This window comes from Streptomyces manipurensis (assembly GCF_049570255.1).
GTDB classification, from domain to species: domain Bacteria; phylum Actinomycetota; class Actinomycetes; order Streptomycetales; family Streptomycetaceae; genus Streptomyces; species Streptomyces manipurensis.
On the sequence record NZ_CP186950.1, the window covers coordinates 4,331,450 to 4,357,198 of the forward strand.

The following is a 25,749-nucleotide window of genomic DNA, read 5'->3' on the forward strand; positions in this document are numbered from 1 at the left end:
GGTGTGGTGCCCCGCTCCGCGGAGCCGCTGCTGTGAGCCCGCACACAAAAAGGGCCCGAAGGGACCGTGAAGGGGGCGCGACGCGGTGGACCGCTTGATCGGGAAGGCCCCCGGAACCCCCTCGGAGCCCTGCTGCCGCAAAGGATTTGGGCGATGGGCGGGCAACCGTGTAATGTCTTCATCGCTCGCCCCAATAGCTCAGTCGGTAGAGCGTCTCCATGGTAAGGAGAAGGTCTGCGGTTCGATTCCGCATTGGGGCTCTGGTGAGAGAGGTTCCCCACCCTCGGGTGGGGAACTGATCACACCAAAGCGGCGTAGCTCAGTCGGTAGAGCAAGCGGCTCATAATCGCTGTGTCACCGGTTCAAGTCCGGTCGCCGCTACCCACAGTAGCCGATTGCGGGGTCGGTCTCCCGATCGGCTACTCTTTTATGCGTTCATCCGTCCCATAGTCCGTCAAGGAGCACTCACGTGGCTGCCACCGACGTCCGCCCGAAGATCACGCTGGCCTGCGTGGAGTGCAAGGAGCGGAACTACATCACCAAGAAGAACCGGCGTAACAACCCGGACCGCATGGAGATGAAGAAGCACTGCCCGCGCTGCAACTCGCACACCGCGCACCGCGAGACCCGCTGACCCCAGCGAAGTCTCGAATACAGGCACCGTCATGAGGTCGTCCCCTTCATTGGGGGCGGCCTCGTGTCGTTTCCGTGCCCGTTCATCACGCCTGTCTTTGTTCCCGTGTGTTTCGTGTCTCTTCATCAGGAGGTAGTGAGTCATGGCTCTCGACCAGTCCTTCGTGGGGCGGAGCTACCCGCCCACCGATCCGTACGAGGTCGGCCGGGAGAAGATCCGCGAATTCGCGGTGGCGGTGGGTGACACCAATCCCGTCTACACCGACCCCGAGGCCGCCAAGGCCTTCGGGCACCCCGATGTGATCGCCCCGCCGACCTTCGTGTTCGCGATCACCTTCAAGGCGGCCGGCCAGGTCGTCCAGGACCCGCAGCTGGGACTGGACTACAGCCGCGTCGTGCACGGCGACCAGAAGTTCGCCTACTCCCGCCCGGTGCGCGCGGGTGACCGCCTCTCCGTGACCTCCACCATCGAGGCCGTGAAGTCGCTCGCCGGCAACGACATCATCGACATCCGCGGCGAGGTCCACGACGAGACCGGCGAGCACGTGGTGACGGCCTGGACGAAGCTCGTCTCCCGCGCCCCCGAGGAGGCCTGACATGGCAGCGCAGATCAAGTACGCCGACGTCGAGGTCGGCACCGAGCTGCCGGCGGCGTCCTTCCCCGTGACGCGCGCCACGCTGGTCCAGTACGCGGGAGCCTCCGGCGACTTCAACCCGATCCACTGGAACGAGAAGTTCGCCAAGGAGGTCGGCCTGCCGGACGTGATCGCGCACGGCATGTTCACGATGGCCGAGGCGATCCGCGTCGTCACCGACTGGGCCGGCGACCCGGGCGCGGTCGTCGAGTACGGGGTGCGCTTCACCAAGCCCGTCGTGGTGCCGAACGACGACCGGGGCGGGCTGATCGAGGTCACCGCGAAGGTCGCGGCGAAGCTCGACGACAACCGCGTACGGGTCGACCTGACGGCCATGAGCGCGGGCCAGAAGGTCCTCGGCATGTCCCGCGCCGTGGTCGCCCTGGCCTGAGCGCCTGAGCGCCTGAGCGTCCGGGTGTACGGGTGTCCGAGGGGGTGGCGTTGCCGCCCCCTCGGGTCGCTGCTCCCTCGCTGCGTACGGCCGGCCTTGACGAAGTTAGTGATTGAGCACTAACTTACGAACATGGCAAGGATGAGCGCAGAGGAGCGGCGCGAGAGCGTCGTCCGCGCGGCGATGCACGAGTTCGCCCGGGGTGGCTACCACGGGACGTCCACCGAGGCGATCGCCAAGCGGGTCGGGGTCTCCCAGCCGTACCTCTTCCGGCTCTTCCCCAACAAGCAGGCGATCTTCCAGGCCGCCTCCGAACGCTGCCTGAAGGACACCCGCGAGCTCTTCGCCGACGCCGTCGAAGGGCTGCACGGCGAGGAGGCCCAGCAGGCCATCGCCAATGCCTACACCCGTCTGATCACCGAGGATCCGGACAAGCTGCAGATGCAGCTCCAGATGTACGTCGCCGTGGCCGCGGCCGAGGCGGCCGGCGACCACGAGTTCGGCGAGGCCGTCCGGAGCGGCTGGATGGAGCTGTGGGACACCGTCCACCTGCCCCTCGGCGGGGATCCGGGCGAGACCACGACCTTCATGGCCTACGGGATGCTGATCAACGTCCTGGCCGCCATGGGCTTCCCGTTCGAGCACCGGGTCTGGGAGGGCTTCTACCCGGCGGCCCGCACCACCGGCCGCCTGGAGAAGTGAGGCCGGGCGGGCCCTGGCGCGGAGCGGCGCACCAGCCGCTCCCGCCTCAGGCTTTGTCATGATCACGAAAGTTAGTAAGTAATAACTAGCTAACCGCGAACCGCAGGGGGACACCATGCACGCGCAGGACACCGACACCGACACCAGACTCCGCGGGCCCGCCGTCTGGGCCCTCGTCCTCACCGGCGTGGCCAGCTTCATGGCCGCACTCGACAACCTCGTCGTCACCACGGCCCTGCCCGCCATCCGCGAGGACCTCGGCGGACGACTGGAGGACCTGGAGTGGACGGTGAACGCGTACACGCTCACCTTCGCCGTCCTCCTCCTGTTCGGCTCCGCGCTCGGCGACCGCTTCGGCCGGCGCCGGCTGTTCACCGTCGGCCTCGCCGTCTTCACCGCAGCCTCCGCCGCGGCCGCCCTCTCGCCAGGCATCGACGCGCTCATCGCCGCCCGCGCCGTACAGGGCGTCGGCGCGGCCGTGATGATGCCGCTCACCCTCACCCTCCTCACCGCCGCCGTCCCGGCCGCGCGCCGCGGCATGGCCCTCGGTATCTACGGCGCCGTCACCGGACTCGCCGTCGCCAGCGGCCCCCTCATCGGCGGCAGCCTCACCGAGCACATCTCCTGGCAGTGGATCTTCTGGCTGAACGTCCCCATCGGCCTCGCCGTGATCCCGCTGGCCCGCCTGCGCCTCGCCGAGTCCACCGTCCCCGGCGCACGCCTGGACGTCACCGGCACCCTCCTCGTCAGCGGCGGCCTCTTCGGCATCGTCTACGCCCTCGTCAACGCCAACTCCGAGGGCTGGACCAGCGCCCCCGTCCTCACCGGCCTCATCGCCGGCACCGCGCTCGTCGCGGCGTTCGTCCGGCACGGCTTCGTCCACCCCGACCCGATGCTCCCCATGCGGCTCTTCCGGGACCGCGGCTTCCTCGGCATCAACCTGGCCGGCTTGCTGATGTTCCTCGGCATGTTCGGCTCGATCTTCCTGCTCAGCCAGTTCCTCCAGGGCGTCGCGGGCTACTCGCCCACCGAGGCCGGGCTGCGCATGCTGCCCTGGACCGGCATGCCGATGATCGTCGCCCCGCTCGCCGGCATCCTCTCCGACCGCATCGGGGGCCGGCCGGTCGTCGCCGCCGGACTGGCCTTCCAGGCGCTCGGCCTCGGCTGGTTCGCGGCGATCCTGAGCGCCGACGTCTCCTACGCGGCGCAGCTCCCGCCGCTGATCCTCAGCGGGATCGGCATGGCCCTCTACTTCGCGCCCGCCGCGAACGTCCTGATGTCCACCGTGGCCGTCGCCGACCAGGGCAAGGCCTCCGGCACCAACAACGCCCTCCGCGAGGTCGGCGGAGCCCTCGGCGTGGCCGTCCTGGCCTCCGTCTTCTCCGCCCAGGGCGGCTACGAGACCCCGCAGGCCTTCACCGACGGCACCGTCCCCGCCCTGTGGATCGGCGCAGGGGCCGTCGCCGTCGCCGCCGCGCTGGCCCTGCTGGTGCCGCGCCGGACCCCGAAGACGGCCCCCGCGGCCCCGTCGTCCCCGGCCGGGCGCGCCCCGGACGCCCCCGCCGCGGTGGACAAGGTCCCGGCCGCCGGCTGACCCGCGGGCCCGCCGCCCCGCCCCCGCCCCGCCGGGAGCCCCGCCCCCGCAGCAGCCGTCACCGTACGGAAGGAGAGCCCGTCATGCCCGACATCCCCTGGTCCATACCGCACCCGCCCGCACCCGGAGCCGAGGTGTACGTCATGGCCTCCCGCTTCGAGACCGCGACCCTCACCGGCGCCGTCCGGTTCCTCCTCAAGGCGCCCGGCATCGTCCGGCAGGTCCGCAGGGCGCCCGGAGCCCACGGCGCTGCCCTGCGGGCCCGCGTCCTCGGCCGGACCTTCCTCACCCTGTCCGCCTGGGAGGACCGGGACGCCCTGTACCGCTTCGCCCGCAGCGAGCCCCACCGCACCAGCTCCCGCGCCGCCGCCGCGTACACGAAGGAATCCGCCTTCACCTTCTGGACCGTGCCCGCCGCCGCACTCCCCATCGGCTGGGAGGAGGCCGAGCGCCGCCTCACCGAGCAGCGGACGGCCTCCTGAGACGCGGTCCGTGGCCCCGCAGGGATGCGAGGGGCACGGACCGTACTCTTGTCCACGTGCAGGAACTCCACGACGCCCCCCTCGCCCCGCTGACCACCTTCCGTCTCGGTGGTCCCGCCGCCCGCCTGGTCACCGCGACCACCGACGCCGAGGTGGTGGCCGCCGTCCGCGCCGCGGACGAGAGCGGCACGCCCCTCCTGATCATCGGCGGCGGCAGCAACCTGGTCATCGGGGACCAGGGCTTCGAGGGCACCGCCCTGCGCATCGCGACCACCGGCTTCACCCTCGACGGCAGCACGCTGGAGCTGGCCGCCGGCGAGAACTGGAGCGACGCCGTCGCCCGCACCGTCGAGGCCGGCCTCGCCGGCATCGAGTGCCTCGCCGGGATCCCCGGCTCGGCCGGCGCCACGCCCATCCAGAACGTCGGCGCCTACGGCCAGGAAGTCTGCGACACCATCACCGAGGTCGTCGCCTACGACCGCATCACCGGCGAGACGGTCACCCTCACCGCCGCCGACTGCGCCTTCCGCTACCGCCACAGCACCTTCAAGGACCAGCCCGACCGCTACGTCGTCCTGCGCGTCCGCTTCGCCCTGGAGGACGCCGGCGGGCTCTCCGCCCCGATCAAGTACCCCGAGACCGCCCGCGCCCTCGGCGTCGAGGCCGGCGACCGGGTCCCCGCCGCCACCGCGCGCGAGACCGTACTGCGGCTGCGCGCGGGCAAGGGCATGGTCCTCGACCCCGCCGACCACGACACCTGGTCCGCCGGGTCCTTCTTCCACAACCCGATCCTCACCGACGAGGCCTACGCCGACTTCCTCGGCCGCGTCCGCGACCGCCTCGGCGCCGACACCGCGCCGCCGGCCTACCCCGCCGGAGAGGGCCGTACGAAGACCAGCGCGGCCTGGCTGATCGACAAGGCCGGTTTCACCAAGGGCTACGGCACCGGCCCCGCGCGCATCTCGACCAAGCACACCCTCGCCCTCACCAACCGCGGCGAAGCCACCACCGAGGACCTCCTCGCCCTGGCCCGCGAGGTCGTCGCGGGCGTCCACGCCGCCTTCGGCGTCACCCTCGTCAACGAGCCGGTGACGGTCGGCGTCAGCATCTGAGGAGCCCCGGCCGCCCATGCTCTGTCCACTGCACGGCGCCGGTACGGACCCCACCCGCCTCGTGGGCCGCACGCTCAGCAGGGTCGTCGCGTCCTGGCACATCAGCGACGGCGAGCGCTCCGAGTCCCCGCTGGACGTGTGGCTGATCGACAGCGTCGGCGACTCCATCCGGATCACCACCGGGTCCGACCAGTGCCTCATCGTCGAGTCCTCGACCCCGCACAAGCCGTACGACATGGGGGAGTGGGGCAGCATCGAGGTCGGCGAGGACCTCGGCGACCATCCCTTCCTGCGCCACCTCGGCGAGACGGTCGCCTCGGTCGCCGAGTTCGCCCTGCCCGAACAGGGCCGCACCCACCTGGAGATCGGCTTCCCCGACGGCCGCCGGGTGCGCGCCGACTGCTACGAGGGGGACCTCCGGCTCACCCGGTGAGCCAGTGGTCGATCCCCGCCAGCAGCTTGGCCTGGACCTCCTCGGGCGCGGCGCTGCCCCGGACCGACTGACGGGCCAGCTCCGCCAGCTCCGCGTCCGTGAAACCGTGGTGGCGGCGGGCGACCTCGTACTGCGCCGCCAGCCGGGAGCCGAACAGCAGCGGGTCGTCCGCGCCCAGCGCCATCGGCACCCCGGCCTCGAACAACGTGCGCAGCGGGACGTCCTCCGGGCGCTCGTACACCCCGAGGGCCACGTTGGACGCCGGGCAGACCTCGCAGGTGACCTGCCGGTCGGCGAGCCGCTTCAGCAGCCGCGGGTCCTCCGCCGCCCGCACACCGTGGCCGATCCGGGCGGCGTGCAGGTCGTCCAGGCAGTCGCGGACCGAGGACGGCCCGGTGAGCTCGCCGCCGTGCGGGGCGGCGAGGAGACCGCCGTCCCGGGCGATGGCGAAGGCGCGGTCGAAGTCGCGGGCCATGCCGCGGCGCTCGTCGTTGGAGAGCCCGAAGCCGACGACGCCGCGGTCGGCGTAGCGCACCGCGAGACGGGCCAGCGTGCGGGCGTCGAGCGGGTGCTTCATGCGGTTGGCGGCGATGAGCACCCGCATGCCGAGGCCCGTCTCGCGGGAGGCCGCGTCCACGGCGTCCAGGATGATCTCGACCGCCGGGATCATCCCGCCGAGCAGCGGGGCGTACGAGGTGGGATCCACCTGGATCTCCAGCCAGCCGCTGCCGTCCCGTACGTCCTCCTCCGCGGCCTCGCGCACCAGGCGCTGGATGTCCTCGGGCTCGCGCAGGCAGGAGCGGGCGGCGTCGTAGAGGCGCTGGAAGCGGAACCAGCCGCGCTCGTCGGTGGCGCGCAGCTTGGGCGGCTCACCGGCGGTGAGGGCGTCGGGCAGGCGCACGCCGTACTTGTCGGCCAGCTCCAGCAGGGTCGATGGTCGCATCGAACCGGTGAAGTGCAGGTGGAGGTGGGCCTTCGGGAGAAGCGTGAGGTCGCGTACGTGCTCCATCCGGTGATCCTGCCGTACCGCCGCGCCCGGCGGGAGGGGGTTTTACCGATCGGGGGCTTGCGCGAACGCCTGAGCGGTGGCGGGGCCGGAAAGGCGAGCGGCGCCGCCCCGGTCGGGGAGACGCCGCTGCGGACCGCGTGAAGCCGGGGACTAGGCCTTGGCCTCGGCCAGGAGCTTCTGGATGCGGGACACGCCCTCCACCAGGTCCTCGTCGCCCAGGGCGTAGGACAGGCGCAGGTAGCCGGGGGTGCCGAAGGCCTCGCCCGGGACGACGGCGACCTCGGCCTCGTCGAGGATCAGCGCGGCCAGCTCGACGGAGCTCTGCGGGCGCTTGCCGCGGATCTCCTTGCCGAGCAGCTCCTTGACCGACGGGTACGCGTAGAACGCGCCCTCGGGGGTCGGGCAGAAGACGCCGTCGATCTCGTTCAGCATCTTCACCATCGTCTGGCGGCGGCGGTCGAAGGCCTTGCGCATCTCGGCGACCGCGTCCAGGTTGCCCGAGACGGCGGCCAGCGCGGCGACCTGGGCCACGTTGGAGACGTTGGAGGTGGCGTGCGACTGCAGGTTGGTCGCGGCCTTGATCACGTCCTGCGGGGCGATGACCCAGCCCACGCGCCAGCCGGTCATCGCGTACGTCTTGGCGACGCCGTTGACGATGATGCACTTGTCGCGCAGGGCCGGGACCAGGACCGGGAGCGAGGTGAACTTCGCGTCGCCGTAGACCAGGTGCTCGTAGATCTCGTCCGTCAGCACCCACAGGCCGTGCTCGGCGGCCCACTCGCCGATCGCGCGGGCGTCGTCCTCGCTGTAGACCGCGCCGGTCGGGTTGGAGGGGGAGACGAACAGGACGACCTTGGTGCGCTCGGTGCGCGCGGCCTCCAGCTGCTCGACGGAGACGCGGTAGCCGGTGGTCTCGTCGGCGACGACCTCGACCGGGACACCGCCGGCGAGACGGATGGACTCGGGGTAGGTGGTCCAGTAGGGGGCCGGGACGATGACCTCGTCACCCGGGTCCAGGATGGCCGCGAAGGCCTCGTAGATGGCCTGCTTGCCGCCGTTGGTCACCAGGACCTGCGAGGCCTCGACCTCGTAGCCGGAGTCGCGCAGCGTCTTGGCGGCGATCGCGGCCTTGAGCTCGGGCAGGCCGCCGGCCGGCGTGTAGCGGTGGTACTTGGGGTTGCGGCAGGCCTCGACCGCGGCCTCGACGATGTAGTCCGGGGTCGGGAAGTCGGGCTCGCCGGCGCCGAAGCCGATCACCGGGCGCCCGGCGGCCTTGAGGGCCTTGGCCTTGGCGTCCACGGCGAGGGTGGCGGACTCGGAGATTGCGCCGATACGGGCGGACACGCGGCGCTCGGAAGAAGGCGTTGCAGAGGTCATGCGAGCAATCGTCCCAGACCCCGAAGAAGCGCCGCACACCGTTTCAGGGAACGGACCGGAGCGTGCCCGGAACCGTGCTGTTCGACGTCAGGGCCGGGTTCACGTACACTCACCTGTCGTTGGACCTCGCCAACCGCTGCAGAGCGTGAGCACTCCGTGCACTCGCCCGGATGCGGTAGGTTGGGGGACGCAAAGGGTCGTAGCTCAATTGGTAGAGCACTGGTCTCCAAAACCAGCGGTTGGGGGTTCGAGTCCCTCCGGCCCTGCTCCACACTCCTTCTCGGATGTGTGTGCGCAGGTACGTACTTTGATGCAACGCCGTGCGGCGCAACCGGGCGCGGTACGGCCACGACCCGGATTCAGGTGAGAGACGTGACGGACGCCCTGGGCTCCATCGACATGCCTGATGCCGAGGACGAGACGCGCGAGAAGAAGGCCCGCAAGGGCGGTAAGCGCGGCAAGAAGGGTCCTCTGGGCCGGCTCGCGCTTTTCTACCGCCAGATCGTCGCGGAACTCCGCAAGGTTGTCTGGCCCACTCGCAAGCAGCTCACGACGTACACCACCGTGGTGATTGTCTTCGTGGTCATCATGATCGCTCTGGTGACCGTGATTGACTATGGGTTCCAGGAAGCCATCAAGTTCGTCTTCGGCTGATCCCCGCGGAGGGCGGCGCCTTGATGGGTGCCGCCCGTTTTCGCATGTTCCACCACCTTTTGTATCCAGGAAGAAGCAGCCACCGTGTCTGACCCGAACCTGAACGTGAGCCACGACTCCGTCGAGTCCGTCGAGGACGAGCTCGACATCGTCGAGGCGGCGGACGCTGTGGACCCCGACGAGGCCGAGCTCGCCGAGGCCGAGGCGGATGTCGCTGCCGAAGAGGCCGCGCTGCACGTCGAGGACGAGGACGAGGCTGACGCCGAGCTCGCAGAGGCCGCCGACGATGTCGAGGTCGAGGCCGAGGCCGGCGAGGAGCCCGAAGAGGCCGAGCCCGTCGACCCGATCCAGGCCCTGCGCGAGGAGCTGCGCCTGCTCCCCGGCGAGTGGTACGTGATCCACACCTACGCCGGCTACGAGAAGCGCGTGAAGGCCAACCTCGAGCAGCGTGCCGTCTCGCTGAACGTCGAGGAGTTCATCTACCAGGCCGAGGTGCCCGAGGAAGAGATCGTCCAGATCAAGAACGGCGAGCGCAAGAACGTCCGGCAGAACAAGCTGCCCGGCTACGTTCTCGTCCGCATGGATCTGACGAACGAGTCCTGGGGCGTCGTCCGCAACACCCCCGGTGTCACCGGCTTCGTCGGCAACGCCTACGACCCGTACCCGCTGACGCTGGACGAGATCGTCAAGATGCTCGCCCCCGAGGCGCAGGAGAAGGCCGCCAAGGCCGCCGCGGAAGAGGCCGGCCTGCCCGCGCCCGCCGTCAAGCGCCCCATCGAGGTCCTGGACTTCGAGGTCGGCGACTCGGTCACCGTCACCGACGGCCCGTTCGCCACGCTGCAGGCGACCATCAACGAGATCAACCCGGACTCGAAGAAGGTCAAGGGCCTCGTCGAGATCTTCGGCCGCGAGACCCCGGTCGAGCTCAGCTTCGACCAGATCCAGAAGAACTGATCCACGCCTCGTGGGCCACGGCTTCTGAGCCACAGCTTCCGGACAGGTCAGACCACCCCTCGCGGGCGGTCTGACCTGCTCGGTTTTTAGCCCCGCACCGATACCCGTTATCGTGGTGCGGTATGCCTCCATCCGGATGACCGGATCGGCGGCTGAAAACTCTCACTAGGACCCGGAGAGAGCAATGCCTCCCAAGAAGAAGAAGGTCACGGGGCTTATCAAGCTCCAGATCAAGGCCGGTGCGGCCAACCCGGCTCCGCCGGTCGGCCCCGCGCTCGGTCAGCACGGCGTCAACATCATGGAGTTCTGCAAGGCCTACAACGCCGCGACCGAGTCGCAGCGTGGCATGGTCGTGCCGGTGGAGATCACGGTCTACGAGGACCGCACCTTCACCTTCATCACCAAGACGCCGCCGGCTGCGCGCCTCATCCTGAAGCACGCGGGCATCGAGAAGGGCTCCGGCGAGCCCCACAAGACCAAGGTCGCCAAGCTGACGGCCGCCCAGGTCCGCGAGATCGCCGAGCTGAAGATGCCCGACCTGAACGCCAACGACATCGACGCCGCCGTGAAGATCATTTCCGGCACCGCGCGTTCGATGGGCGTCACGGTCGAGGGCTGATCCAGCCACCCCCCAGCACCACCAGTGGTAGGGCCAAGCGCTGGCCCGCACCACGACTCCATGCCTGAATCCGAAATACAGGAGCTGAAGTGAAGCGCAGCAAGACTCTCCGCGCTGCGGACGCCAAGATCGACCGGGAGAAGCAGTACGCCCCGCTCGAGGCCGTCCGTCTCGCCAAGGAGATCTCCTCGACCAAGTTCGACAGCACCGTCGAGGTCGCCTTCCGCCTGGGTGTCGACCCGCGCAAGGCCGACCAGATGGTCCGCGGCACCGTGAACCTCCCGCACGGCACCGGCAAGACCGCCCGGGTCCTGGTCTTCGCGACCGGTGACCGTGCAGCAGCCGCGGAGGCCGCCGGCGCCGACATCGTCGGCGACGACGAGCTGATCAACGAGATCGCCAAGGGCAACCGCCTGAACGAGTTCGACGCCGTGGTCGCGACCCCGGACCTCATGGGCAAGGTCGGCCGCCTCGGCCGCGTGCTCGGTCCCCGTGGCCTCATGCCGAACCCGAAGACCGGCACCGTCACCATGGACGTCGCGAAGGCTGTCACCGACATCAAGGGTGGCAAGATCGAGTTCCGCGTCGACAAGCACTCGAACCTGCACTTCATCATCGGCAAGGTCTCCTTCTCCGATGAGCAGCTCGTCGAGAACTACGGCGCGGCCCTGGACGAGATCCTGCGTCTGAAGCCGTCCGCCGCCAAGGGCCGCTACCTGAAGAAGGCCGCCCTGAGCACCACCATGGGCCCCGGCATCCAGCTGGACCCGAACCGCACCCGGAACCTCCTCGTCGAGGAAGACCCGGCTGCTGTCTGAGCCTGACGGCTCATCGAGTGGCTGAACGGGCCCCTCGCCCCCTTCACGGGCGGCGAGGGGCCCGTTTTCCGTTTCCCTGTGCGAACCCTGTGCGATTACTGTCGGCATCGAGACGTACAGTCACTACTGGCAGCGCCCGTAGGCGGAACCGCCGGAGTTCATGCGCTGCCACGACGACACGGGGTGGGGAACGCATGAACGCATACCGCAGGAAGACCGCAGGGGCCGTACTGGCCGCCCTCCTGCTCGCCGGTGGGGTCACGGCGTGCGAGAACGGCAGCGACGCGAAGAAGGACACCGGGGCGTCCGCTCCGGCCAAGGCCGCGGAGAAGCCGGTCGAGGTCACGCCGGCCGCGTACCTGGAGAAGACGAAGAAGAAGTCCGCGGAGATCACCTCCCTCCGGTACAGCATGTCCGGTGAAGCAGCGGGGCAGAAGATCACCGCCGAGGCCGCCATGCGGATCAAGCCCACGGTGGCCATGCATATGACGATGGACTCGCCGGAGAAGCCGGGCGAGAAGGTCGAGATCCGGCTCATCGACAGCGCCATGTACATGGGCGCCGAGGGCAAGTGGCTGAAGTTCGACCTCACGACCCTCGCGCCGGACCAGGCCAAGCAGCTGGACTCGCTGGGCTCGGCCCAGCAGGGGCAGAACCCGGCCGACTCCGCCGACAGCCTGAGCGCCTCCAAGGACCTCAAGAAGGTCGGCGAGGAGACGATCGACGGCCAGAAGACGACGCACCTGAGCGGCACCGTCTCGGTCGACGACCTGCGCTCCGGCAGCACCGCCTCCACCCCGGAGGCCAAGGAGCGCCAGCAGAAGAACATCGCGACGCTGGAGTCCCAGGGCATCAAGTCCCTGACCATGGACATCTGGATCGACGAGAACGACCAGCCCAAGCAGGTCCGTACCCGCGGCGCCGGCACCTCCGGCCCGATGGACGTCACCATCAAGTTCCTGGACGTCAACAAGCCGGTCGAGATCGCCGCGCCGCCGGCCGAGCAGGTCATCGACCTCGCCGAGATGATGAAGGACGGCGAGGGCCCGGCCTGACCGCCGCGCCACGCACCACCGCCGTGCCGCCGCCCGACCGCGGCGGCACGGCGCGCAGTACGCAGAACCATCCACGGGGGAGAAACAGATGAACACGGCTGTCCGGACCCGCGCCGGCATCGCGCTGGCGGGGGCCGCACTGCTCATGGGCGGCCTCACGGCCTGTGGCGAGGGGGCCGCCGCGGGGGACGGGGGCACCTCGGCCGACGCCACGGCGCACGAGCCCGCCACGGCCCTGAAGGCCGCGTACCAGAAGGCCGTGGCGGCCAAGACCGCCCACGCCGAGATCACCACGGTCGCCGCCGACGGCAAGAGCAGCGGCGAGTCCGGCACGAAGGCCTGGTACCCCGCCGGTCACGACGTGGTCCTCAAGGGCGGTGACGAGCCCGACACCCGCTCGATCATGCTCGGCGACACCGTCTACACCCAGCTCGACAAGCCCCTCCAGGGCGGCAAGACCTGGATGAAGATGGACCTCTCCAAGGACGGCAAGCCCGGAGTCCGGCTGAACGGGGACCCGGCCGAGTACCTGGGGATGCTGCTCGGCCAGCAGAAGGCCACCCACGTGGGGGCCGGGACCACCGACGGGGTCGAGGCCCAGCACTACAAGGCCGTCCTGACCAATGCCGAGCTGGTCACGGCGGACGACTCCACCAAGGTCATGGAGGAGCAGCACCGCCAGTACCTGCACGAGGCGGTCCGGCACCTCACCGCCTTCGAGGTGGACCTGTGGATCGGCAAGGACGGCCTCCCCGTCCGCGTCGACAGCGTGCAGACCGACGCCAAGGGCACCGTCAGGACCACGGCGAAGTTCTCCGGCTACGGCACCGCCCCCGCGGTCCAGCCCCCGCCGGCCGACCAGGTCGCCGACTTCCGCGAAGTGATGCAGGGCGTCGACGCCACGCTGTTGGAAACCGACAAGAAGCTCAAGGAGGCGGGGGAGGACCTCAAGGAGGCCGACAAGACGCTGCGCGACGCCGGACTGGGCGGACTCGGCGGTCTCGGCGGCTCCTGAGAGGGCGATTTGCCTCGCCCGGAGCCCTTCGCGTACTCTTCACCAGAAGCCAAAGACCGCTGGTCGTTGCTGTGCCCGTGAGGGCGCGGTGGCCGAAGGATCCGCTTACGTCGGACGACCCGCGCAGGTGACTGTGGAGAGTTCCCGGAACACGTTCCGGTCGAGCTACGCCCTGGCGCCTGCGCCGGGGCGTTTTGTATGTCAGCCCCTTCTGAGCGGTCCTCATCACCCGGAAGGAGGCGAACGCACCATGCCGACGCCCAACAAGGCTGCATCGGTGGCCGAGCTCACGGACGCGTTCCAGAGCTCCAACGCCGCCGTGCTGACCGAGTACCGGGGTCTCACCGTCGCGCAGCTCAAGACGCTGCGTCGCTCCCTCGGTGAGAACGCCCAGTACGCCGTGGTGAAGAACACGCTGACCAAGATCGCGGCCAACCAGGCCGGGATCACCGCGCTGGACGAGCACTTCGCTGGTCCGACCGCGGTCGCCTTCATCACCGGTGACCCGGTGGAGTCGGCGAAGGCTCTGCGTGACTTCGCCAAGGAGAACCCGAACCTCATCATCAAGGCCGGTGTCCTTGACGGTAAGGCTCTCTCCGCCGACGACATCAAGAAGCTTGCGGACCTCGAGTCCCGCGAGGTTCTGCTCAGCAAGCTGGCCGGCGCGTTCAAGGGCAAGCAGTCCCAGGCTGCCTCGCTCTTCCAGGCGCTGCCGTCGAAGTTCGTCCGCACCGCGGAAGCGCTTCGCGTCAAGCTCGCCGAGCAGGGCGGTGCCGAGTAATTCGGCTCGCGCATTGATCCGCGCCGCCTAGTGCGCGGGTCGTAGCGGGCCGTTACGCCCGCCTCTATAGACACATCGGCACCTGCCGAATTAGTGGAAGGATCGCCCATCATGGCGAAGCTCTCTCAGGACGACCTCCTCGCCCAGTTCGAGGAGATGACCCTCATCGAGCTCTCCGAGTTCGTGAAGGCCTTCGAGGAGAAGTTCGACGTCACCGCCGCCGCGGCCGTCGCCGTTGCCGGTCCGGCCGGCCCGGGTGCCGTTGCCGAGGTCGCTGAGGAGAAGGACGAGTTCGACGTCATCCTCGCGGGCGCCGGCGACAAGAAGATCCAGGTCATCAAGGTCGTGCGCGAGCTGACCTCCCTGGGCCTCAAGGAGGCCAAGGACCTCGTCGACGGTGCGCCGAAGCCCGTCCTCGAGAAGGTCAACAAGGAGGCCGCTGACAAGGCCGCCGAGGCCCTCAAGGGTGCCGGCGCCTCCGTCGAGGTCAAGTAACACCTCCGAGGCCGCCTGACGGCCTCCCCAAGGGGCGATCACCCGTAAGGGTGGTCGCCCTTTGGCGTACCCGCAGTGCCTGACTTGCCCTGGTCCCGTTGGGGAGTAGGGTGATCATCGTTGCCCCGACGCAGGGTCCGGAGATGATCCGCTCGGAGCAGGGGGCCTTGACGAACGGGTCGCGGCGCGCAATTCTCAGACCCGTCGAGAGGTCGATCGCCTCGATCCGAGATCCGAGGCATGGATCGACTACGAAGAGGGCAGTACTGATACGCGCTCTGTACACGAGAGCCGCAGCGTTGGACGCAGGATCGAACGACATGGGGAAGGCCTGTTGCCGGTTTCCGGAAACGCGGTCTGGACATCAGTGAGCCAAGTGGCTACACTGACCCTTTGCGCTGCCTGTTAGCTGTCCCCTGCCCGTCGCCAGGGACATGCCCACGCTTGAGCACACTTGATTGATCCACCCTGACCTGGTGTTTTGGCCGGAATCGGGGGGCCCCGTCTTCTGTGTCTGCTGGGACCGGTACGCGCGTAGTGAGTCCGAGCCCTCGGAAGGACCCCCTCTTGGCCGCCTCGCGCAACGCCTCGACCAATACGAACAACGGTGCCAGCACCGCCCCGCTGCGCATCTCCTTTGCAAAGATCAAGGAGCCGCTCGAGGTTCCGAACCTCCTGGCGCTGCAGACCGAGAGCTTTGACTGGCTGCTCGGCAACGCCGCCTGGAAGTCTCGCGTCGAGTCGGCGCTTGAGAGTGGACAGGACGTCCCCACCAAGTCCGGTCTGGAAGAGATCTTCGAGGAGATCTCGCCGATCGAGGACTTCTCCGGGTCGATGTCGCTGACCTTCCGCGACCACCGCTTCGAGCCGGCGAAGAACTCCGTCGACGAGTGCAAGGAGCGCGACTTCACGTACGCGGCTCCGCTGTTCGTCACCGCCGAGTTCACGAACAACGAGACCGGAGAGATCAAGTCTCAGACGGTCTTCATGGGCGACTTCCCGCTCATGACCAACAAGGGCACCTTCGTCATCAACGGCACCGAGCGTGTCGTGGTGTCGCAGCTCGTCCGTTCCCCCGGTGTCTACTTCGACTCCTCCATCGACAAGACGTCCGACAAGGACATCTTCTCCGCCAAGATCATCCCGTCCCGGGGTGCCTGGCTGGAGATGGAGATCGACAAGCGCGACATGGTCGGCGTCCGCATCGACCGCAAGCGCAAGCAGTCCGTCACCGTCCTCCTGAAGGCTCTCGGCTGGACCACCGAGCAGATCCTCGAGGAGTTCGGCGAGTACGAGTCCATGCGCGCCACCCTGGAGAAGGACCACACCCAGGGCCAGGACGACGCGCTGCTCGACATCTACCGCAAGCTGCGCCCGGGCGAGCCGCCGACCCGCGAGGCCGCTCAGACGCTGCTCGAGAACCTCTACTTCAACCCGAAGCGCTACGACCTCGCGAAGGTCGGCCGCTACAAGGTGAACAAGAAGCTCGGCGCCGACGAGCCGCTCGACGCCGGGGTGCTCACCACCGACGACGTCATCGCCACGATCAAGTACCTGGTCAAGCTGCACGCCGGCGAGACCGAGACGATCGGCGAGTCCGGCCGTTCGATCGTGGTCGAGACCGACGACATCGACCACTTCGGCAACCGTCGTCTGCGCAACGTCGGCGAGCTCATCCAGAACCAGGTCCGCACGGGTCTGGCTCGTATGGAGCGCGTCGTGCGCGAGCGCATGACCACCCAGGACGTCGAGGCGATCACGCCGCAGACCCTGATCAACATCCGGCCGGTCGTCGCCTCCATCAAGGAGTTCTTCGGCACCAGCCAGCTGTCGCAGTTCATGGACCAGAACAACCCGCTCTCGGGCCTGACCCACAAGCGCCGCCTGTCGGCGCTGGGCCCCGGCGGTCTGTCCCGTGAGCGGGCCGGCTTCGAGGTCCGAGACGTCCACCCGTCGCACTACGGCCGCATGTGCCCGATCGAGACCCCCGAAGGCCCGAACATCGGTCTGATCGGCTCGCTCGCGTCCTACGGCCGCGTCAACGCGTTCGGTTTCGTCGAGACCCCGTACCGCAAGGTCATCGACGGTGTCGTCACCGACGAGGTCGACTACCTGACGGCCGACGAGGAAGACCGCTTCGTCATCGCGCAGGCCAACGCGGCCCTGTCCGACGACATGCGCTTCACGGAGAACCGCGTCCTGGTCCGCCGTCGTGGCGGCGAGATCGACTACATCGCCGGCGACGACGTCGACTACATGGACGTCTCCCCGCGCCAGATGGTGTCCGTCGCGACCGCGATGATCCCCTTCCTCGAGCACGACGACGCCAACCGTGCCCTCATGGGCGCGAACATGATGCGCCAGGCCGTTCCGCTCATCAAGGCGGAGGCCCCGCTCGTCGGCACCGGCATGGAGTACCGCTGTGCGGTCGACGCCGGCGACTCGATCCGCGCGGAGAAGGACGGTGTCGTCCAGGAGGTCTCGGCCGACTACATCACCGTCGCCAACGACGACGGCACGTACACCACGTACCGCGTCGCCAAGTTCTCCCGGTCGAACCAGGGCACCTCGGTCAACCAGAAGGTCATCGTCAACGAGGGTGACCGGATCGTCGAGTCCCAGGTCCTCGCCGACGGACCGGCGACCGAAGAGGGCGAGATGGCCCTCGGCAAGAACCTGCTCGTCGCGTTCATGCCGTGGGAAGGCCACAACTACGAGGACGCGATCATCCTGTCGCAGCGCCTCGTGCAGGACGACGTCCTCTCCTCGATCCACATCGAGGAGCACGAGGTCGACGCCCGTGACACCAAGCTCGGCCCCGAGGAGATCACCCGGGACATCCCGAACGTCTCCGAGGAGGTCCTCGCGGACCTCGACGAGCGCGGCATCATCCGCATCGGTGCGGACGTCGTCGCCGGCGACATCCTGGTCGGCAAGGTCACGCCCAAGGGTGAGACCGAGCTGACCCCGGAGGAGCGTCTGCTCCGCGCGATCTTCGGTGAGAAGGCCCGCGAGGTGCGTGACACCTCGCTCAAGGTCCCCCACGGTGAGATCGGCAAGGTCATCGGCGTCCGCGTCTTCGACCGCGAGGAGGGCGACGAGCTTCCCCCGGGCGTGAACCAGCTGGTCCGCGTCTACGTCGCCCAGAAGCGCAAGATCACCGACGGTGACAAGCTCGCCGGCCGTCACGGCAACAAGGGTGTCATCTCCAAGATCCTCCCGATCGAGGACATGCCGTTCCTCGAGGACGGCACCCCGGTCGACATCATCCTGAACCCGCTGGGTGTCCCGTCCCGAATGAACCCGGGACAGGTCCTGGAGATCCACCTCGGCTGGCTCGCCAGCCGCGGCTGGGACGTCTCCGGTCTGGGTGAGGAGTGGGCCGAGCGACTGAAGGCCATCGGCGCCGACCGCGTCGAGCCCGGCACCAACGTCGCCACCCCGGTGTTCGACGGCGCCCGCGAGGACGAGCTCGCCGGCCTGTTCGAGCACACCATCCCGAACCGCGACGGTGACCGCCTGGTCCTCCCGTCCGGCAAGGCGCGCCTGTTCGACGGCCGCTCCGGTGAGCCGTTCCCGGACCCGATCTCGGTCGGGTACATGTACATCCTCAAGCTCCACCACCTGGTCGACGACAAGCTCCACGCCCGTTCGACCGGTCCGTACTCGATGATCACGCAGCAGCCGCTGGGTGGTAAGGCACAGTTCGGTGGCCAGCGATTCGGTGAGATGGAGGTGTGGGCGCTCGAGGCGTACGGCGCCGCCTACGCCCTCCAGGAGCTGCTGACCATCAAGTCCGACGACGTCACCGGCCGCGTGAAGGTCTACGAGGCCATCGTCAAGGGCGAGAACATCCCCGAGCCGGGCATTCCCGAGTCCTTCAAGGTGCTCATCAAGGAAATGCAGTCGCTCTGCCTCAACGTGGAGGTGCTGTCCTCGGACGGCATGTCCATCGAGATGCGCGACACCGACGAGGACGTCTTCCGCGCGGCGGAGGAGCTCGGTATCGACCTGTCCCGGCGCGAGCCGAGCAGCGTCGAAGAGGTCTGACGGGCCTGACGGGGGGCTCACACCCTGAGCCCCCCGTCATCCCCGGGACCGTTCAGACCACTGATCAAGAGACACGACCCCGAAAGAGGGATTGACGCACAGTGCTCGACGTCAACTTCTTCGACGAGCTGCGGATCGGCCTTGCCACCGCGGACGACATCCGAACCTGGTCGCACGGCGAGGTAAAGAAGCCGGAGACCATCAACTACCGCACCCTGAAGCCCGAGAAGGACGGACTCTTCTGCGAGAAGATCTTCGGTCCGACCCGGGACTGGGAGTGCTACTGCGGCAAGTACAAGCGTGTCCGCTTCAAGGGCATCATCTGTGAGCGCTGTGGCGTCGAGGTCACGCGCGCCAAGGTGCGCCGTGAGCGCATGGGCCACATCGAGCTTGCCGCTCCCGTTACCCACATCTGGTACTTCAAGGGCGTCCCGTCGCGCCTGGGCTACCTGCTGGACCTCGCGCCGAAGGACCTCGAGAAGGTCATCTACTTCGCCGCGTACATGATCACGTTCGTCGACGACGAGCGCCGTCAGCGCGACCTGCCGTCGCTGGAGGCCCACGTCTCCGTCGAGCGCCAGCAGATCGAGAACCGCCGCGACGCCGACCTCGAAGGCCGCGCCAAGAAGCTCGAGAGCGACCTGGCCGAGCTCGAGGCCGAGGGTGCGAAGGCCGACGTGCGCCGCAAGGTGCGCGAGGGTGCCGAGCGCGAGATGAAGCAGCTCCGCGACCGCGCCCAGCGCGAGATCGACCGCCTCGACGAGGTGTGGGCCCGCTTCAAGAACCTCAAGGTCCAGGACCTCGAGGGCGACGAGCTGCTCTACCGCGAGCTGCGTGACCGCTTCGGCACGTACTTCGACGGCTGCATGGGCGCCGCCGCGCTGCAGAAGCGCCTGGAGTCCTTCGACCTCGAGGAGGAGGCCGAGCGCCTCCGCGAGATCATCCGCACCGGCAAGGGCCAGAAGAAGACCCGTGCGCTCAAGCGCCTCAAGGTCGTCTCCGCGTTCCTGCAGACCAGCAACAAGCCCAAGGGCATGGTCCTGGACTGCGTCCCGGTCATCCCGCCGGACCTGCGTCCGATGGTGCAGCTGGACGGTGGCCGCTTCGCGACCTCCGACCTGAACGACCTGTACCGCCGCGTGATCAACCGCAACAACCGCCTGAAGCGCCTTCTCGACCTCGGTGCCCCCGAGATCATCGTGAACAACGAGAAGCGCATGCTCCAGGAGGCCGTGGACGCCCTCTTCGACAACGGTCGTCGTGGTCGCCCGGTCACCGGTCCCGGCAACCGCCCCCTGAAGTCCCTCAGCGACATGCTGAAGGGCAAGCAGGGTCGCTTCCGCCAGAACCTCCTCGGCAAGCGCGTGGACTACTCCGCGCGTTCCGTGATCGTCGTCGGTCCGCAGCTCAAGCTGCACCAGTGCGGTCTGCCGAAGGCGATGGCGCTGGAGCTCTTCAAGCCGTTCGTGATGAAGCGCCTGGTCGACCTGAACCACGCGCAGAACATCAAGTCGGCGAAGCGCATGGTCGAGCGCGGCCGCACGGTCGTGTACGACGTGCTCGAAGAGGTCATCGCCGAGCACCCGGTGCTGCTGAACCGTGCGCCCACGCTGCACCGTCTCGGCATCCAGGCCTTCGAGCCCCAGCTGGTCGAAGGCAAGGCCATCCAGATCCACCCGCTCGTCTGCACCGCGTTCAACGCGGACTTCGACGGTGACCAGATGGCCGTGCACCTGCCGCTCTCCGCGGAGGCGCAGGCCGAGGCCCGCATCCTGATGCTGTCCTCGAACAACATCCTCAAGCCGGCCGACGGCCGTCCGGTCACGATGCCGACGCAGGACATGGTCCTGGGTCTGTTCTTCCTGACCACCGACGGTGAGCTCCGTGACGTCAAGGGCGAGGGCCGCGCGTTCGGCTCCACCGCCGAGGCGATCATGGCGTTCGACGCCGGTGAGCTCGCGCTGCAGTCGTCCGTCGACATCCGCTTCCCGGTGGGCACCATCCCGCCGCGTGGCTGGGTGGCGCCGGTCGCCGAGGAGGGCGAGCAGGAGTTCCAGCCGGGCGACAGCTTCCGTCTGAAGACGACCCTGGGCCGCGCGCTCTTCAACGAGCTGCTGCCCGAGGACTACCCGTTCGTCGACTACTCGGTGGGCAAGAAGCAGCTCTCCGAGATCGTCAACGACCTGGCGGAGCGCTACCCCAAGGTCATCGTGGCGGCGACGCTCGACAACCTGAAGGCGGCCGGCTTCCACTGGGCGACTCGTTCCGGTGTCACCGTCGCCATCTCCGACGTCGTCGTTCCCGAGGCGAAGAAGGAGATCGTCGCGGGCTACGAGGCGCAGGACGAGAAGGTCCAGAAGCAGTACGAGCGCGGTCTGATCACCAAGGACGAGCGCACGCAGGAGCTCATCAACATCTGGACCAAGGCGACCAACGAGGTCGCCGAGGCGATGAACGCGAACTTCCCCAAGACGAACCCCATCTTCATGATGGTTGACTCGGGTGCCCGAGGAAACATGATGCAGATGAGGCAGATCGCCGGTATGCGTGGTCTGGTGTCGAACGCGAAGAACGAGACCATCCCGCGTCCCATCAAGGCGTCCTTCCGTGAGGGCCTCACCGTTCTGGAGTACTTCATCTCCACGCACGGTGCCCGTAAGGGTCTGGCGGACACCGCCCTGCGTACCGCCGACTCGGGTTACCTGACCCGTCGTCTGGTGGACGTCTCGCAGGACGTGATCATCCGCGAGGAGGACTGCGGCACCGAGCGCGGCCTGAAGCTGAAGATCGCCGTCCGCGGCGAGGACGGCGTGCTGCGCAAGGCCGACGACGTCGAGACCTCGGTCTACGCCCGCATGCTGGCCGAGGACGTCGTCATCGACGGCAAGGTCATCGCGCCGGCCAACGTCGACCTCGGTGACGTCCTCATCGACGCCCTGGTCGCCAACGGCGTCGAGGAGGTCAAGACCCGCTCGGTCCTGACCTGCGAGTCCGCGGTCGGCACCTGTGCCTTCTGCTACGGACGCTCGCTCGCCACCGGCAAGCTGGTCGACATCGGTGAGGCGGTCGGCATCATCGCCGCCCAGTCCATCGGTGAGCCCGGTACCCAGCTGACGATGCGTACCTTCCACACCGGTGGTGTGGCCGGTGACGACATCACGCAGGGTCTGCCGCGTGTCGTCGAGCTCTTCGAGGCCCGTACCCCGAAGGGTGTCGCCCCGATCTCCGAGGCCGCCGGCCGCGTGCGGATCGAGGAGACCGAGAAGACGAAGAAGATCGTCATCACGCCCGACGACGGCAGCGACGAGACGGCGTTCCCGATCTCGAAGCGCGCCAAGGTCATCGTGCACGAGGGCGACCACGTCGAGGTGGGCCAGAAGCTCACCATGGGTGCCACCAACCCGCACGACGTGCTGCGCATCCTCGGCCAGCGTGCCGTCCAGGTCCACCTGGTCGGCGAAGTCCAGAAGGTCTACAACTCGCAGGGCGTGTCGATCCACGACAAGCACATCGAGATCATCATCCGGCAGATGCTGCGCCGCGTGACGATCATCGAGTCCGGCGACGCGGAGCTCCTGCCGGGCGAGCTGGTCGAGCGGTCGAAGTTCGAGACCGAGAACCGTCGCGTGGTCACCGAGGGCGGTCACCCCGCCTCCGGCCGTCCGCAGCTGATGGGTATCACCAAGGCCTCGCTGGCGACGGAATCCTGGCTGTCGGCCGCCTCCTTCCAGGAGACGACCCGAGTCCTGACGGACGCGGCGATCAACGCCAAGTCCGACAGCCTCATCGGCCTCAAGGAGAACGTCATCATCGGTAAGCTCATCCCGGCCGGTACGGGCCTCGCCCGCTACCGCAACATCCGGGTGGAGCCCACCGAGGAGGCGAAGGCCGCGATGTACTCGGCCGTCGGCTACGACGACATCGACTACTCGCCCTTCGGCACCGGCTCCGGCCAGGCGGTCCCGCTGGAGGACTACGACTACGGCCCGTACAACGGCTGAGTCGCACACGAGCAGTAACCGCAGGGCGGTCCCCCGAGAGGGGGGCCGCCCTGCGGCGTTGTCGGGGACTCTCGGGCGCGGGCGACGGCCGGGGCGGGGGTCAGCGGGTCGGGCCGCTGCTCCGCCGGACGGGAACCTGGGGGCGGGGCACCGCGGGCGTGCCGGTGGTGGGGGAAGCGGGGCCGGGAACCTGGGCGGTACCGGAACCACTGCGCAACCGGGCCGCTTGGGCCCGGGGTGACAACGGCGCGGCCGTGGTCTGTGCCGGGCCGGCCGACTGCGCGCCCGCAGTCCGTACGGCACCGGCAGCAAATGCCTCACGGGGCTGGTACGGGCCCGGGGTGACCTGCCAGGCGGGGGCCTGCGGGTCCACCTCCCGCCGGACGACGCGCTCCATCAGGGTGGCCATCTCGACGGGGCCGATGCCGCCCGGCACGGGGGTGAGGTTCTGCGGCACCCCGTACGCCTCTTGGCGGACATCGCCCAGGACGGTGCCGTCGGCCTGCGGTACGAATCCGGAGTCGATCACGACCCGGTGGTGGGGCCGGATGTGGTCGGTGCCGAGGATGCCCGGGTTGCCGGTCACGGAGATCACGATGTCGGCCTCGCGGACGTGGCGCAGGTCGTCCCCGTAGTCGAGGGTGATCGGGTCGTGCCCGTTCTCCCGGAGCAGTCCGACGACGCCTTGGCCGACGAAGCCCTTGCTGCCGACCACGGCGATTGCGGGACTGTCCCGCGCGAAGGGTTCGGCGACCCGGTAGATGCCCTCGGCGGTGGCGCAGGCCCGGTAGGGCGAGCGGCCCTTGAGGAGGGCGTCGATGTCCTTCCCGGGGTCCATGCGGTCGACGACCGGCATCAGCGGCAGGGGCGGCGGGAACTGCACAATGATCGCGCGGGTGGCGGAGTCCTTGTTGTAGCCCTCCAGGACCCGCCGGAAGCCGGCACGGTCGATCCCGGGCGGCAGGACGACGTGGTCGGCTCGGAGGCCCAGGTGCTCGAAGGCCTTCACCTTCTGCTCGGCGGACACGCGGGATGCCTCCAGCCGTATCCGCCAGTCCGCCGGATCGTTCGCGGCCGGGGTGAACCGGATGATGGCGATCTTCTGGTCCCGGGGCCGGAGGATCTCCGCGTACGGGGCGTACAGCTCGCGCGCCTGGCGCAGGACGTCCCGGCCCGATACCCGTTCCGTCATGCCAGGGGACCGAGCACGGCCAGCACCTCGGGGACGGGTGCCAGCGGACGCCCGCCGAACAGCCGGTTCACCTCGTCGGCGGTCAGTTCCCGGTCGCCCTCATGGTCGTCCGTGTACGCGTTCGCGATCACGTCGAGGGAGACGGCGGTGAAGGTCTCGGGTGCGGGGAGGTAGTGGTACGAGAAGTCGCCGAAGTGGGCGATCCACAGGACGGAGCCGAGCTGTGGGCTGAGGTTCGCGCGGAGCAGCGGAAGGGCTGCTTCCGCGACGCAGGAGAAGTCGTACGTGATCCCGCGGTCGTCCGGGTTGTCGGCGAGCTCGGAGACCACGGCGACGGCCCGGCGGGTGGCGGGGTCGTACACCGCCCGCAGCAGGGAACGGGCCTCGCCGGCGAGCGGGTGGTGCCACCGGAACAGCTGGGTGATCTGGGGAAGCTCCATGAGGTACTCCCTGGGTAGGCGGTCAGTTGTGCTTGAGCGTGGAGACCAGCAGCCCGCCGGCGGGGCCTGAGGTCAGGAACACGGCGGTGTCCTTCAGCGCCCAGCGGGGCACCACGGTGCCCGGCGGGAGGAGCTTGGGAGAGCCGGTACCACTCGCCAGGTCGACCTCGGCGGTGGCTCCGTCCTGCGCGCCGGAGACGTCGCCGTATGCGATGCCCTCGTCGTTGACGGCCTTCAGCCGGATGTCCGCCTTGCGTTCCGTGCCGGCCCCCAGGCAGGTGCCGTGGGCGCGCTGGAGGTCGAAGGCCACGGTGCCGTCGGCGATGAAGCGGCCGTTCGCAGAGGTCACGACGCCGTACGGGATCAGCTCGCAGGGGATGCTCGCTTCGAGTCGGCCGGTCGCCGCGTCGTGCACGGCCGTGGTCGGGTAGCGGAGCGCGGTGCCGTCGGCGCCGTGCCAGCGCGACAGGACGTGACCGCGCGCGGCGGACTGGAAGACGCCATCCTCGCTGTGGCGGTCGGGGGCGGTTCCGGGGGGCGGTGCCGTGAGGACCGACCAGGCACCGGAGACACCGAAGCCCTTGGGCACGAACTCCGTGACGATCCAGCCCTTGCCGGACCTGACGCGGCCGATGCCCTTCGCGCAGGCGTCCGCGCACACCTCCAGAGTGCCGCTCGCGAGGTCGACGGCCACGGCCCCGTGGGAGTTGTTCCCGGTGAGGGGCGGCCCGTTCCAGCGGACCTGGAGGCCGCCGCCGAGATCCTCCACCTGGAGGTCGTCGTCGTGGCTGCCGGTGTTCGGGCCGTACGTACGCACGGGGACGTCGATCTCCCGCAGCGGGGCCACGGCGTCGCCGGAGGCGTCCGCGGGGTAGACCGCGAGGCGGACGATCTCCTTGCCCTCGGTGAGGGCGTCGCCTCCGGTCATGCCGTGGGCCCAGAGGACGACATACTCACGGCCGTCCTGGTACGCGGTCGACACCGACGGCAGCTCCACCCGGTCGCCGTCGTAGCCGGATTTCCCGGCCTCGGACATCGGTGTCGGCGGCTGCCACGGCTTCCCGGTGAACAACGTCCGGCCGGTCGACGCCTGCCGCACCTGAGTGGCGTAGCCGTCCTCGGTGACCGTCACGTAGGCCACGACGTCGGAGCGGGCGCCGACGGCCACCGGTGGCTTCGACGAATACTTCGCGGGCATCCAGCTCAGCGCCTGCTGCCAGCCCCGGTCGGCCGCGTAGGCCGGGGGAACGGACAGCAGCACGGTCGGGGCCGTGGGCGTCGCCGCTGCCGACGGGTTACCGCTTCGC

The 25,749-nt window shown here is 68.9% G+C and carries 23 protein-coding genes and 3 tRNA genes; 21 read left to right on the plus strand and 5 right to left on the minus strand.

What is annotated here, in order from left to right; translation table 11 throughout:
- The first annotated feature begins 187 nt into the window (after window positions 1–187).
- The 10 genes from ACPU2J_RS20105 (at window position 188) to ACPU2J_RS20150 (ending at window position 5,982) form a co-directional block, all read left to right on the plus strand.
- Window positions 188–260, plus strand: a tRNA-Thr gene (locus ACPU2J_RS20105).
- Between the two features lie 48 nt (window positions 261–308).
- Window positions 309–381, plus strand: a tRNA-Met gene (locus tag ACPU2J_RS20110).
- 88 nt (window positions 382–469) lie between these two features.
- Entirely contained in the window at window positions 470–634 is a 165-nt protein-coding gene (gene rpmG / locus ACPU2J_RS20115; protein WP_007265873.1) for a 50S ribosomal protein L33, read from the plus strand.
- A 142-nt stretch (window positions 635–776) separates the two neighbouring features.
- Window positions 777–1,229, plus strand: coding sequence for a MaoC family dehydratase N-terminal domain-containing protein (locus ACPU2J_RS20120; protein ID WP_361591156.1), 453 nt, complete (start codon window positions 777–779; stop codon window positions 1,227–1,229).
- Window position 1,230: 1 nt separating this feature from the next.
- The gene (locus ACPU2J_RS20125; RefSeq protein WP_136229657.1) at window positions 1,231–1,659 is read left to right on the plus strand and encodes a MaoC family dehydratase; all 429 of its coding nucleotides are present in this window, start codon (window positions 1,231–1,233) and stop codon (window positions 1,657–1,659) included.
- 132 nt (window positions 1,660–1,791) lie between these two features.
- On the plus strand, window positions 1,792–2,361 hold the full coding sequence (locus tag ACPU2J_RS20130; RefSeq protein ID WP_361591154.1) for a TetR/AcrR family transcriptional regulator: 570 nt from the start codon (window positions 1,792–1,794) through the stop codon (window positions 2,359–2,361).
- 115 nt (window positions 2,362–2,476) lie between these two features.
- Window positions 2,477–3,955 (plus strand): DHA2 family efflux MFS transporter permease subunit, encoded by a 1,479-nt coding sequence (locus ACPU2J_RS20135; protein WP_420079923.1) that lies wholly within the window; start codon window positions 2,477–2,479, stop codon window positions 3,953–3,955.
- Between the two features lie 83 nt (window positions 3,956–4,038).
- Window positions 4,039–4,437 carry a DUF3291 domain-containing protein gene (locus ACPU2J_RS20140; protein WP_423833761.1) on the plus strand — a complete coding sequence of 133 codons (399 nt, stop codon included), beginning with the start codon at window positions 4,039–4,041 and terminating at the stop codon, window positions 4,435–4,437.
- Window positions 4,434–5,549, plus strand: coding sequence for a UDP-N-acetylmuramate dehydrogenase (locus ACPU2J_RS20145; RefSeq protein WP_423834988.1), 1,116 nt, complete (start codon window positions 4,434–4,436; stop codon window positions 5,547–5,549). Before ACPU2J_RS20140 ends, ACPU2J_RS20145 begins: the two co-directional genes overlap by 4 nt.
- A gap of 16 nt (window positions 5,550–5,565) precedes the next feature.
- Window positions 5,566–5,982, plus strand: coding sequence for a hypothetical protein (locus tag ACPU2J_RS20150; protein ID WP_361591148.1), 417 nt, complete (start codon window positions 5,566–5,568; stop codon window positions 5,980–5,982).
- Here the strand turns inward: ACPU2J_RS20150 and ACPU2J_RS20155 are convergent.
- The gene (locus ACPU2J_RS20155) at window positions 5,972–6,991 is read right to left on the minus strand and encodes an adenosine deaminase (protein WP_420079921.1); all 1,020 of its coding nucleotides are present in this window, start codon (window positions 6,989–6,991) and stop codon (window positions 5,972–5,974) included. The genes ACPU2J_RS20150 and ACPU2J_RS20155 overlap by 11 nt on opposite strands.
- Before the next feature lie 150 nt (window positions 6,992–7,141).
- On the minus strand, window positions 7,142–8,368 hold the full coding sequence (locus ACPU2J_RS20160; RefSeq protein ID WP_420079919.1) for a pyridoxal phosphate-dependent aminotransferase: 1,227 nt from the start codon (window positions 8,366–8,368) through the stop codon (window positions 7,142–7,144).
- Between the two features lie 193 nt (window positions 8,369–8,561).
- Here ACPU2J_RS20160 and ACPU2J_RS20165 point away from each other — a divergent pair.
- The 11 genes from ACPU2J_RS20165 (at window position 8,562) to ACPU2J_RS20215 (ending at window position 22,810) form a co-directional block, all read left to right on the plus strand.
- Window positions 8,562–8,634: transfer RNA gene (locus tag ACPU2J_RS20165), tRNA-Trp, on the plus strand.
- 106 nt (window positions 8,635–8,740) lie between these two features.
- Window positions 8,741–9,022 carry a preprotein translocase subunit SecE gene (gene secE, locus ACPU2J_RS20170; protein WP_360868063.1) on the plus strand — a complete coding sequence of 94 codons (282 nt, stop codon included), beginning with the start codon at window positions 8,741–8,743 and terminating at the stop codon, window positions 9,020–9,022.
- An 84-nt stretch (window positions 9,023–9,106) separates the two neighbouring features.
- On the plus strand, window positions 9,107–9,976 hold the full coding sequence (gene nusG / locus ACPU2J_RS20175; RefSeq protein ID WP_423833762.1) for a transcription termination/antitermination protein NusG: 870 nt from the start codon (window positions 9,107–9,109) through the stop codon (window positions 9,974–9,976).
- Window positions 9,977–10,160: 184 nt separating this feature from the next.
- The gene (gene rplK / locus ACPU2J_RS20180) at window positions 10,161–10,595 is read left to right on the plus strand and encodes a 50S ribosomal protein L11 (protein WP_030773771.1); all 435 of its coding nucleotides are present in this window, start codon (window positions 10,161–10,163) and stop codon (window positions 10,593–10,595) included.
- 89 nt (window positions 10,596–10,684) lie between these two features.
- Entirely contained in the window at window positions 10,685–11,413 is a 729-nt protein-coding gene (gene rplA / locus ACPU2J_RS20185; protein WP_365070156.1) for a 50S ribosomal protein L1, read from the plus strand.
- Window positions 11,414–11,607: 194 nt separating this feature from the next.
- Window positions 11,608–12,468 carry an LppX_LprAFG lipoprotein gene (locus ACPU2J_RS20190; RefSeq protein WP_423833763.1) on the plus strand — a complete coding sequence of 287 codons (861 nt, stop codon included), beginning with the start codon at window positions 11,608–11,610 and terminating at the stop codon, window positions 12,466–12,468.
- An 88-nt stretch (window positions 12,469–12,556) separates the two neighbouring features.
- Window positions 12,557–13,483, plus strand: coding sequence for a hypothetical protein (locus ACPU2J_RS20195; RefSeq protein ID WP_423833764.1), 927 nt, complete (start codon window positions 12,557–12,559; stop codon window positions 13,481–13,483).
- 250 nt (window positions 13,484–13,733) lie between these two features.
- The gene (gene rplJ / locus ACPU2J_RS20200) at window positions 13,734–14,264 is read left to right on the plus strand and encodes a 50S ribosomal protein L10 (protein ID WP_030026650.1); all 531 of its coding nucleotides are present in this window, start codon (window positions 13,734–13,736) and stop codon (window positions 14,262–14,264) included.
- A gap of 111 nt (window positions 14,265–14,375) precedes the next feature.
- Window positions 14,376–14,759 carry a 50S ribosomal protein L7/L12 gene (rplL, locus tag ACPU2J_RS20205; RefSeq protein WP_365495700.1) on the plus strand — a complete coding sequence of 128 codons (384 nt, stop codon included), beginning with the start codon at window positions 14,376–14,378 and terminating at the stop codon, window positions 14,757–14,759.
- A 567-nt stretch (window positions 14,760–15,326) separates the two neighbouring features.
- Window positions 15,327–18,809: a DNA-directed RNA polymerase subunit beta gene (gene rpoB, locus ACPU2J_RS20210; RefSeq protein WP_361591134.1), complete on the plus strand. Its 3,483-nt coding sequence runs from the start codon at window positions 15,327–15,329 to the stop codon at window positions 18,807–18,809.
- Between the two features lie 101 nt (window positions 18,810–18,910).
- Window positions 18,911–22,810 carry a DNA-directed RNA polymerase subunit beta' gene (locus ACPU2J_RS20215; RefSeq protein WP_360868047.1) on the plus strand — a complete coding sequence of 1,300 codons (3,900 nt, stop codon included), beginning with the start codon at window positions 18,911–18,913 and terminating at the stop codon, window positions 22,808–22,810.
- Between the two features lie 100 nt (window positions 22,811–22,910).
- Here ACPU2J_RS20215 and ACPU2J_RS20220 read toward each other — a convergent pair whose 3' ends face one another.
- Genes ACPU2J_RS20220 through ACPU2J_RS20230 form a run of 3 tightly spaced genes read right to left on the minus strand, consistent with a single transcriptional unit; the run spans window position 22,911 to window position 25,703 of the window.
- Window positions 22,911–24,002: a bifunctional 5,10-methylenetetrahydrofolate dehydrogenase/5,10-methenyltetrahydrofolate cyclohydrolase gene (locus ACPU2J_RS20220; RefSeq protein ID WP_420079914.1), complete on the minus strand. Its 1,092-nt coding sequence runs from the start codon at window positions 24,000–24,002 to the stop codon at window positions 22,911–22,913.
- A complete protein-coding gene (locus tag ACPU2J_RS20225; RefSeq protein WP_423833765.1) occupies window positions 23,999–24,442 on the minus strand; it encodes a hypothetical protein in 444 nt (147 codons plus the stop codon). The genes ACPU2J_RS20220 and ACPU2J_RS20225 overlap by 4 nt, the downstream gene beginning before the upstream one ends.
- A 22-nt stretch (window positions 24,443–24,464) precedes the next feature.
- Window positions 24,465–25,703 (minus strand): hypothetical protein, encoded by a 1,239-nt coding sequence (locus tag ACPU2J_RS20230; protein ID WP_420079912.1) that lies wholly within the window; start codon window positions 25,701–25,703, stop codon window positions 24,465–24,467.
- Between the last annotated feature and the right edge of the window lie 46 nt (window positions 25,704–25,749).

Coding starts and splice junctions, on each gene's coding strand:
- ACPU2J_RS20120 (WP_361591156.1), top strand. CDS start 777: ATGGCTCTCGACCAGTCCTTCGTGGGGCGGAGCTACCCGCCCACCGAT.
- ACPU2J_RS20125 (WP_136229657.1), top strand. CDS start 1,231: ATGGCAGCGCAGATCAAGTACGCCGACGTCGAGGTCGGCACCGAGCTG.
- ACPU2J_RS20130 (WP_361591154.1), top strand. CDS start 1,792: ATGGCAAGGATGAGCGCAGAGGAGCGGCGCGAGAGCGTCGTCCGCGCG.
- ACPU2J_RS20135 (WP_420079923.1), top strand. CDS start 2,477: ATGCACGCGCAGGACACCGACACCGACACCAGACTCCGCGGGCCCGCC.
- ACPU2J_RS20140 (WP_423833761.1), top strand. CDS start 4,039: ATGCCCGACATCCCCTGGTCCATACCGCACCCGCCCGCACCCGGAGCC.
- ACPU2J_RS20150 (WP_361591148.1), top strand. CDS start 5,566: ATGCTCTGTCCACTGCACGGCGCCGGTACGGACCCCACCCGCCTCGTG.
- ACPU2J_RS20155 (WP_420079921.1), bottom strand. CDS start 6,991: ATGGAGCACGTACGCGACCTCACGCTTCTCCCGAAGGCCCACCTCCAC.
- ACPU2J_RS20160 (WP_420079919.1), bottom strand. CDS start 8,368: ATGACCTCTGCAACGCCTTCTTCCGAGCGCCGCGTGTCCGCCCGTATC.
- rplK (WP_030773771.1), top strand. CDS start 10,161: ATGCCTCCCAAGAAGAAGAAGGTCACGGGGCTTATCAAGCTCCAGATC.
- ACPU2J_RS20190 (WP_423833763.1), top strand. CDS start 11,608: ATGAACGCATACCGCAGGAAGACCGCAGGGGCCGTACTGGCCGCCCTC.
- ACPU2J_RS20195 (WP_423833764.1), top strand. CDS start 12,557: ATGAACACGGCTGTCCGGACCCGCGCCGGCATCGCGCTGGCGGGGGCC.
- rplJ (WP_030026650.1), top strand. CDS start 13,734: ATGCCGACGCCCAACAAGGCTGCATCGGTGGCCGAGCTCACGGACGCG.
- rplL (WP_365495700.1), top strand. CDS start 14,376: ATGGCGAAGCTCTCTCAGGACGACCTCCTCGCCCAGTTCGAGGAGATG.
- ACPU2J_RS20220 (WP_420079914.1), bottom strand. CDS start 24,002: ATGACGGAACGGGTATCGGGCCGGGACGTCCTGCGCCAGGCGCGCGAG.
- ACPU2J_RS20225 (WP_423833765.1), bottom strand. CDS start 24,442: ATGGAGCTTCCCCAGATCACCCAGCTGTTCCGGTGGCACCACCCGCTC.